The following is a 10041-nucleotide window of genomic DNA, read 5'->3' as shown; positions in this document are numbered from 1 at the left end:
TCTACACCAATGAAGACTTGATCGTTACCATTGCCAGTAGAGACAGAAGCATCACTGCCTACAAATACCGTATCATCTCCGTTGCCCGTGGAGATAGTATTATTCCCAGGGGAATCTACTGTATCTGCACCATCACCAGTGAATAATATTTGACCGGGTTCCACCGTAATTTCATCGCTACTAGGGGAACCAAATTTAATTTCTGTAGCTTGTGGTTGTCCCAAACCAGGAGCAAGATTCAAGGGTTGCTCCAACTTCAGCAAGATAATTTCGTTGTTATCTATAGCTGGAGGACGACCAACAGAAAATGGATAGTTGTTGTCATTGGCGACCAAAATAGTGTTTGCATCAACAACTACAACAGATTCAATAGTGGTAAAAGGGAAGTCAAAGGTTGTCTTACCATCCCCATTCAGGTCGTTGGGGTCTTGGATATTTAATAAATCGGCAATTTCTTGTTTAGCTACAAAGCCATTAGCATCTGTTTGAGACAGGTTAATTTTGTAAATCTTCTTGAATCTAGCCGAAGCGCCTTGACCTCCATCTCGTTCAATAACTAGGTACTCATTATCATTAATGACAGTGATTTCACCGATCGCATGAGCAGGATTTTCCAGCCTGTAATAGCGTAAATTATTAGTGTAGCTACGGGTTGCCAGATCAAATTCATTCAGCCGCAAAGCACCTACAGGATCACCTTGGACTGTTCCTTCTAGAAGCATATAAAGCTTGGTTTTGCTGGCGTTAATTGCGCCACCTTCAAAACCTCTAGAACCACCCAAATTTGCTAAAGCATCTCCTGAAAGCACATCAGGGTTTTGGGGAGAACGGACTATGTTGTTTCCAGGGAGACTCAATAGGTCACGGACTCTATCTGCTGTAATGGGGAAGTCGGTAAATAAAGCATCTACCCCTAATTGAAATAACTGCTGATACTCTAGTTCTGGATTTCCTTGATAATTCGCTGCTAGGTAACGTTCTTCATCACGGAAGGTATATGGATGAACCTGCAAACCAACATTGTGAGCATCTTGAACTAAGGTAGTTGGCGGTAACAGAGTCTTATCAGCATCATTAACCGCGCCATCTCCATTGACATCATCTGCTTGTCCATCATTATTAGCATCAGTACCTCTGACACTAACAATCATCCGCTTCCAGGGGCCGATACCATCAGCATATTCAGCAATTTCCGCCAAGCCTGCTGGAGTGCGTAAATCGCCATAGGTGCGATTATCACCACTAACGATAAAGTCATAGGGTCTGGTTTCTATGAGCCTACCGTTAATATCAACGTCAATGGCATCAAACAGTTGCACAAGGGGAATATCGACCCCAGCATTAGGCATGATCGTATCATGCAGTTCTTTGAGATTGCCAACTTCAAAGGACTGGATGAAAATCCGGCTAGGATCAGTAAAGTTATTAGCCTTGAGGGTATCGATGAGAATCTGACTGATATTGCGGTTAATCTTCTCTGTTGTCCCTACATAGGTGGCTTCTTGAGCAAAATAAGTAGGATGCTTTGTTTCTGGATAAATACCAATCTTTTTCCCAGTTTCGGCTTCTACCTGTTTCACCAGGTCAATAATTTCTGCCAGGGTAGGAATGGTAAATTGACCGTTGAATGATTGGTCACGGAAAGGTAGACGCTCTATGGCTCGTAATTCCTTGATTTCCGCTAAAGTAAAATCTTCAGCAAACCAACCAGTAATTTCAGTTCCATCTAAATTTACCGTTTTTAGGCGATCGCTAAACTTGGCAATTTGATAAACGTTCGTGGTTGTATTGCTGAAATTAACGCTACCATCAGCGTTCAACACCGCTAAAGCAGGTTCATGGCGAGCAATTAACACACCATCTTTTGTCACAGCCAAGTCTGGTTCGATAAAGTCTGCACCTTGTTCAATAGCCAGCTTGTAGGACTCTAGGGTATGTTCTGGACGAAAGCCGCTTGCACCCCGGTGTCCAATAACTTCAGGTGCTGTACCATCTAAAGTCTTGAAGCGGTCTGGTGTGGCGATGGGTGCATCTAACAATTTACCCGTAGCATCAAAATGTAGTAAGTAAGGGCCAAATTCGTCACCTACCCAGATAGAACCATCTTTATCAATGACAAAAGACTCAATGTCTAAATCTGCGCCTGTCAGTAATCTGTCAGCACTAGCCTCATTCACTATCTGGAAAGGAATTTTGTTATTGGGGTCAGATAGTTGGATGTAGTCTAAAATCTTAACGCTGCCATCACCATTCTCTACGCCTCGAAAATTCGGGTCTAAACGATAGATACGTAGTAGGTAGTCAGCACTATTATCTTTACTACCGTAGCCATTATCGGACAAGAAGTAAAATGAGCCACTATTGGCGAATTGTACTGCACTAAAGCCCTGCACTGGCTGTCCAGGGAAAGGGCCTGTCCTACCGTTTCCGGAAATACCATTACCAGAAGCTGGCCCATCAGCATAGGTATCAGCCGCGAGAGAAGCAAAGCCCACTAACTGAACATTTACCACAATATTTAATCCTCAAATTTTTAGGTACACATCATGAATGGTGCAAGAGGCGCTGGGAGTTAGGAACTCCGCACTCATCACAATCAGAGAACTTGACTATTCAAGGAATTATGGGAATTTGAAGATTAAGAAAAAAATAAGTTCAAAAGAACTAATGGTTAAAATACTGTTTTTCCAAAATAGTTAGTTATTTTACCTTTTCCTATTATTCTCTTAATCTGAATTCAGTAAAGTTCCAGTGCCTATTTACACGGACAAAATTACTAAGAATTAATTTTTCCTAGCTAAAGAAAATATCACAAGCTAGCCAGGCCTATTCAAGGGCAGGGCGATGCTTTGTGTTGGTTTTGCAGATTTTTACCATCTTACTTATTAATCATTATGACAGCCACAACATTGAAGCCTGGAGATATTGCGATCGCTGGTTATAACACCACTAATCCTGATAGCATCCGTGTAGTGGTGCTTGTGGACATTGGTGCTGGTACAACCTTCAACATTACAGATAACGGTTGGCAATCTAGTGGTAGCTTCCGCACGGGAGAGGGAGTTCTGACTTATACCGCACCTCAGGATATTTCTGCGGGTACAGTTCTCACTTGGACAAATGGCAGTAGTAGTAATTCACCTGGGTTTAACTCCAATAACCCTAGTAATTTTGCTCTCAATGCTAGTGGTGACTCGCTGATTATTTATACAGGAACATTAGCCAGTCCAACTTTAATTTATTCCCTGAGTTCTGGTAACTGGACTAACGCAACTAGCGCGTCCACATCTGCTGAACCCACGGCGACAAACGGTGGCACACTGGAAACTGGCAAGACAACGGTGGCTATCACTACCAATGGTACAAATGGCTACTATAGCGGTTCTACCGTGGGGACTCAGGCACAACTACTAGCGGCTATTTCCAACCCAGCAAATTGGACGGCTAGTTCCACTATCACCGACATTGCCAATTGGCGATCGTCATTTACCCTTTCTCAGCCTTTACCCAACATCCAAATCACTGAATATATGTACCAAGGTACTAACGGTGAATTCATGGAGTTTACCAACCTTGGCACCACCGCAGTAGACTTTACTGGCTGGAGTTACGATGATAGCGGTCGCACAGCTGGTACTGTTAGTTTGAGTGCCTTTGGAATTGTGCAGCCTGGAGAATCAGTCATCCTCACAGAAGCAAGTGAAGCGGATTTCCGCGCCGCCTGGGGATTATCTGCTAATGTCAAAGTCATTGGCGGGTTAACAAGAAATTTGGGGCGGAGTGATGAAATTAACCTGTACGATAACAATGGTCAACTCATAGACCGCCTCACCTATGGAGATGAAACCTTTACGGGGACGATTCGCACCCAGACTAGGAGTGGTTGGACTGAGCCGGGGAATTTAGGTGCTGTTACTATTAATACTGATTGGCAACTGTCTACCGTCGATGATGCTCAAAATTCTCGCACCTCTACAGGCGGTGATATTGGCAACCCAGGCTTTTATAACATTAACAACACACCCCTACCAGGCATAACCATTACTCAATCTGGTAGTAGCACAGATGTAACTGAAGGTGGTGTGACAGATAGTTACACCATAGTCCTGAAAACTCAGCCTACAGCAGATGTCACAATTAACATCACTGTTGATAATCAGGTAACAACCAGTTCCTCAACTTTGATTTTCACTTCCCAAAACTGGAATATAGCCCAAACTGTAACGGTGACTGCTGTTGATGATAATGTCATTGAAGGGACACACACCAGTACGATCGCCCACAATGTTAGTAGTAGCGATACCAATTACAACGGGATTGCGATCGCTAACATCAACATAAATATTACCGACAACGACGCACCACCCAACACCAATGTCAATGTCCAAATCACCGAGTATATGTACACTGGTGCTAATGGTGAATTCGTCGAGTTTACCAACATTGGTACTACCGCAGTAGACTTTACTGGCTGGAGTTTTGATGACAATACTCGCATTGCTGGTTCCTTCAATCTCAGTGCATTTGGTATCGTCCAGCCTGGGGAGTCGGTAATTTTAACGGAAACTGCGGCGGAGACATTCCGTACTGCGTGGAACCTACCCACCTCGGTAAAAATTATCGGTAACTCTAACCAAGGTTTGGGACGCGCTGATGAAATTAACCTGTATGACAGCACCGGCCAGCTAATAGACCGCCTCGCCTACAACGATGAAGTATTCACCGGGACTATTCGCACCCAAAACGCTAGTGGTTGGACGACAGCAGCGAATCTTGATGCTTTCGAGATTACTACCAACTGGCAGCTTTCTGCCATCAATGATGGTCAGAATTCCCGCTTGTCTACAGGTAATGATGTGGGTAACCCAGGGACTTACATTCCTAACCCCGTATCCACTGTGGGCGCGCCGAAAATTACAGTTAATCCCAGTACAACGGACTTCCTGGATGGGCAAAACCTACCTGTTCCCTTACCCCAAATTGGTGCTGGTGCTATTAGTGGTGTCATTAATGATCCTACCGACCCAGCAAGGACATTGGGTATTAACTTCACCTTGAGTGATACTGACACGCCAGTTGAAAACCTGACAATCACAGTCACCAGCAGCAATCAGGCGGTTGTCCCTGATGCCAACCTGACCTTCACTGGTACTGGTGCAGAACGCAATCTAAAAATTAATCCTGCTGGTGTTGGTTTAGCCAATATTACCGTTACCGTGAGTGACGGTACACTCAGCAGTTCCTACATTATTAACTACGCCGCCTCAGCCGGATCTGTTAGTCCCAGTACCCGTTTCCTCACAGGGACAAGTGACGCTTCTAGTGCGATCGCTATTGATGCTAATTATATGTTCGTTGCCGACGACGAAGACCAAACAATTCGGCTGTACGATCGCCGTAATTCTGGTTTACCACTAGCCAGCTTTGACTTTACCTCATTACTGGGCTTATCCGGTTCCAGTGAAGTAGATATCGAAGCCTCTACCCGCATTGGTAACACAATTTACTGGTCAGGTTCCCACAGCAACAACAGTAATGGTAACGATTCACCCAACCGGGAACGGATTTTTGCCACGCAGATTTCTGGTACAGGGGCAAGTGCTACCCTGACATTCCAAGGATACTATCAATTCCTCGAAGATGATTTAATTGCTTGGGATAATAACAACGGTCATGGTTTGGGCGCTGGCTTTTTAGGGCTGGCTGGAAGTGCTGCAAATGGTGTATCGCCTGAAATTCGCAACGGTTTCAACATTGAAGGCTTGACAGTTGCACCCGATGGCAATACGGCTTATGTTTCCTTTCGTGCGCCTAATCAACCAACAAGCGATCGCACTAATGCCCTAATTATTCCTGTCACTAATTTTACCAATATCCTGAATACCACAGGCGGTACATCTGGTACTGCTAGCTTTGGTGCGCCTATTTTCTTAGACTTAGGTGGTCGTGGTATCCGCAGTATTGAGCGTAACTCTAGTAATCAATACCTGATTATTGCTGGCCCCCCAGGTGGTGCTACAGGAGTAGCCCCCAATGATTTCCGTCTCTACACTTGGACTGGTAACGCTACTGATGTACCTGTATTACGTATTGCTGATTTAACAGCGTTGAATACTAACGGTAGCTTTGAATCCATTGTGGAAGTGCCAGATTCCCTCACCAACAATACCCAGATTCAATTGCTGGTAGATAACGGCGATACCGTTTGGTACAACAACGGCACAATTTCCAAAGACTTAGCTCAGAATAACTTCCAAAAATTCCGCAGTGAAGTCATAACCCTTGGTTCTCCAGTCTTCACTCTACCAGTAGGAGCAATTTCCCTCAAGACTCCTTACTCTCAAGAGTTTAATAATCTGATTAGTTCGGGTTCAGAAACCTGGACTGATAGCTCTACAATCGCTGGTTGGTATACTGCTAGAACCGGAACCGGCACAACCATTGTCGCCTCAACAGGAAGCAACACCGCAGGTAATCTCTACAGCTTCGGTTTGGATAGTTCAGACCGTGCTTTAGGTTCTATCGGTTCAGGTAACGCAGCCGCAGGTACATTTTATTGGGGTAGCAGGTTTTTTAACGACACAGGTAATGTAGTTAATCAGCTGTATGTTAACTATTACGGTGAACAATGGCGTAGTGGTGGTACTACTTCTAATCCTCAAACCGTTGATTTCCAATATCAAACCGGTGCAACAAGCTTAACTGGTGGTACTTGGGTTGATGTCAACAATCTAGATTTTACTAGTCTGATCAACAATACGACTGCTGGCGCACTCAATGGTAATGCAAGTGCCAACCGCAATCTAATCTCCGGCACAATTAGCGGTTTATCTCTCAATCCTGGTGAAGAAATTTGGTTACGTTGGGTCGATATTGACCATCCAGGCACTGATCATGGTTTGAGTATTGATGATGTAAAAGTTTCCACTGCCCCATTACCTAGCATCACCTTAATTGAGTCTGGTGGTAGCACCAACGTTACTGAAGGAGGGGCAACGGATACCTACACCATCGTCCTAAATACCCAGCCCACAGCCAATGTTACCGTTACCATTAACCCTGATTCTCAAACTACTACTAGTGTCAATACTCTCACCTTTACCCCTGCTAACTGGAATACACCCCAAACTGTAACGATAACCGCAGTTAATGATGACCTAGTAGAAGGCACACACACCAGCGTGATTACCCATACAGTAACTAGTGACGATACTAGCTACAACGGAATTAACATCGGCTCAGTTACTGCCACAATTACCGATAATGATGTTGCCCTCACCATTACCAAAATTCACCAAATTCAAGGTAGTGGTACAACCTTTAACTCTGCTTTTGGTAGCATTCGCACAATTGAAGGTGTTGTGGTTGCTGCATTCCCCGGTGGTTCAGGTTTAAATGGCTTTTTCGTCCAAGAAGAAGATGCAGACGCTGATAATGACTCTACAACTTCTGAAGGAATCTTTGTTTTCGACCCCACAGGCCAGTTCTCTGGTAGCGTTGGTGATAAAGTCCGGGTGACTGGCAGTGTGAGCGAATTTAGCACTAACAATGGTGTCAGCAGCCTGACCCAACTTTCTAGCGTCAGCAGCATCATCAACTTAGGCGCAGACATACTACCAACAGTGAGTAATATCCAGTTACCTGTGACGACTGTCGCAGATTTGGAACGCTACGAAGGGATGCGGGTAAATATCAGTGCTGGTAGTGGGGATTTAACTGTTACCGAACATTTTCAACTTGGTCGTTTCGGTCAGGTGGTTCTCTCTGCAACTGGTACTAGTAACCAAACAGGTACGGATGGCAGGTTGGAACAATACACCCAATTTAATGACCCCAGTGTTACCGGCTACGCTGCTTATTTAGATGAGATTGCCAAACGACGGATTATCTTAGATGACGGTAGCAGCACACAAAACCCTGCAACCATTATCTTTGGTCGTGGTGGTGAACCTTTAAGTGCTACCAATACCCTACGGGGTGGTGATACTGTTGCTAGTATCACCGGCGTTTTAGACCAACGCTTTGAAGGATACCGCGTTCAAACCTCAACAGGTGTAGACTTTACACCAGCCAATCCTCGTCCAGCAACCACGCCAGATGTAGGCGGTACACTCAAGGTTGCCAGCTTTAACGTCCTAAATTACTTCAACGGTGATGGTACTGGTAGCGGCTTCACCAGTCCTGAACAAAGGGGTGCAGAAAACCTGACTGAGTTCAACCGCCAGCGTGAAAAGACCATTGCAGCCATTCTGGGGTTAAATGCTGATGTTGTGGGTCTGATTGAAATTGAAAATGATGGTTACGGTGCTAATAGTGCCATTCAAGATTTAATTAATGGACTCAATGCTGTTGCCGGTGCGGGTACTTACGCTTTTATTAATCCAGGACTGTCTCAACTAGGTACGGATGCGATCGCCGTTGGTTTTATCTATAAACCTAATAGTGTCACTCCTATTGGTACAGCCGCCACAGTCGCCGATGGCTTTGGTCAAGGTGCGTTTGATAACAATAACCGTAAACCCCTAGCCCAAACTTTCCGACAAAACTCCACAGGTGAACAGTTCACAGCCGTCATCAATCACTTCAAATCTAAGGGTTCGAGTTCTGGAAATCTTGGTGACGCTGACGCTGGTGATGGTCAAGGTTTATCTAATGGGACACGGACTCGTGCATCCCAAGATTTAGCAGCATGGTTAGCGACAAATCCCACAGGGACTACTGACACAGATTACCTTATTCTGGGCGACCTCAACGCCTACGCCCAAGAAGACCCAATTAGGGCTTTGGAAAATGCCGGATATAACAACCTGCTGCCAAATACTACCTATTCCTACGTTTTTGATGGTCAGTGGGGTGCTTTAGATCATGCTTTAGCTAATGCCTCACTGACATCACAAGTAAGTAATGCTGTCAAGTGGCATATTAATGCTGATGAACCCAATGTCCTCGACTACAACACCAATTTCAAGTCAGTAGGACAACAAACCAGCTTATACAGTCCCGATGCTTTCCGTTCCTCAGACCATGACCCGGTGATTGTAGGGCTAAATTTAAACACTGCACCCGTAGCTGTAAATGATATAGCCACGACCAATGAAAACACTGCTGTCAACATTAACGTCCTGACTAATGACAGTGATGTAAATGGTGATTCTTTACAACTGAGTTTGGTATCTAACCCTGTCAACGGTATTGCTGTTGTCAATGACAATGGTACACCAGGTAACTTTGCTGATGACTTTATTATCTACACTCCCAATACTGGCTACCTTGGCAATGACAGTTTCACTTATGGTATCAGTGATGGTAAGGGTGGCACAGCCACAGCATCTGTGAGTCTGACGATCAATGCTAGTGGCGGCATTATTGGTACTCCAGATAACGATATTCTCACAGGTACTAAAAGGAATGATCTCATCCGGGGTTTGGGTGGTAATGATTTATTAATAGGTGGTGACGGTAACGATACCCTCTATGGTGACAGAGGCAAAGATATCTTACTAGGTGGTAACGGTAACGATACCCTCTATGGTGGTGACGGCAATGATACCTTAATCGGTGGTAATGGAGATGATCTGTTAGTTGGTGGTCAGGAAAGTGACTTATTGATTGGCGGTAACGGCCGCGATCGCTTCTATCTGAGTGATACTAGAACTGGAGAGTTTGATATTATTACTGACTTAAAAGTTGGGCAAGATACAATCTTAATCTCCAAGACAGAATTTGGACTTAGCCAAGCTTTGGGTACACTTGATCCTGCACTCTTCCGCCTCGGTAGTAATGCGACAGCAGCAGGCGATCGCTTCATTTACAACAATACTACAGGTCAACTGTTTTTTGATGAAGATGGCATTGGCGGTGCAGCCAAAATTCACATAGGTTTGTTATCTAATAAACCCGCAATCACTAGTAGCAATATTACTATAGCTGCATAAACTTTCCGCTTAAACAAACCCCAGTTTTTTCACAAACTGGGGTTTTAGTTTATGTATGTATTTCCCAGCAAAAATATAGCCATAGCCAGATAGATTAAAACATCAA

Annotated in this window: 2 protein-coding genes; one reads left to right on the top strand and one right to left on the bottom strand. The window is 44.5% G+C overall.

Translation table 11 applies throughout. The features are described 5' to 3' along the window. The coding region (locus tag H6G14_RS14530) for an esterase-like activity of phytase family protein (protein ID WP_190568081.1) at positions 1-2513 on the bottom strand (2513 nt) is incomplete at its 3' end. A gap of 381 nt (positions 2514-2894) precedes the next feature. Between H6G14_RS14530 and H6G14_RS14525 the strand changes: the two genes are divergently transcribed. Next, on the top strand, positions 2895-9935 hold the full coding sequence (locus H6G14_RS14525) for an ExeM/NucH family extracellular endonuclease (protein WP_190568080.1): 7041 nt from the start codon (positions 2895-2897) through the stop codon (positions 9933-9935). The last annotated feature ends 106 nt before the right edge of the window (positions 9936-10041 follow it).

It is taken from the genome of Nostoc parmelioides FACHB-3921 (assembly GCF_014696625.1).
In the GTDB taxonomy this organism is placed as follows: Bacteria; Cyanobacteriota; Cyanobacteriia; order Cyanobacteriales; family Nostocaceae; genus Trichormus; species Trichormus parmelioides.
This window is presented reverse-complemented; position numbering and strand designations above follow the sequence as displayed.

Coding starts and splice junctions, on each gene's coding strand:
- H6G14_RS14525 (WP_190568080.1), top strand. CDS start 2,895: ATGACAGCCACAACATTGAAGCCTGGAGATATTGCGATCGCTGGTTAT.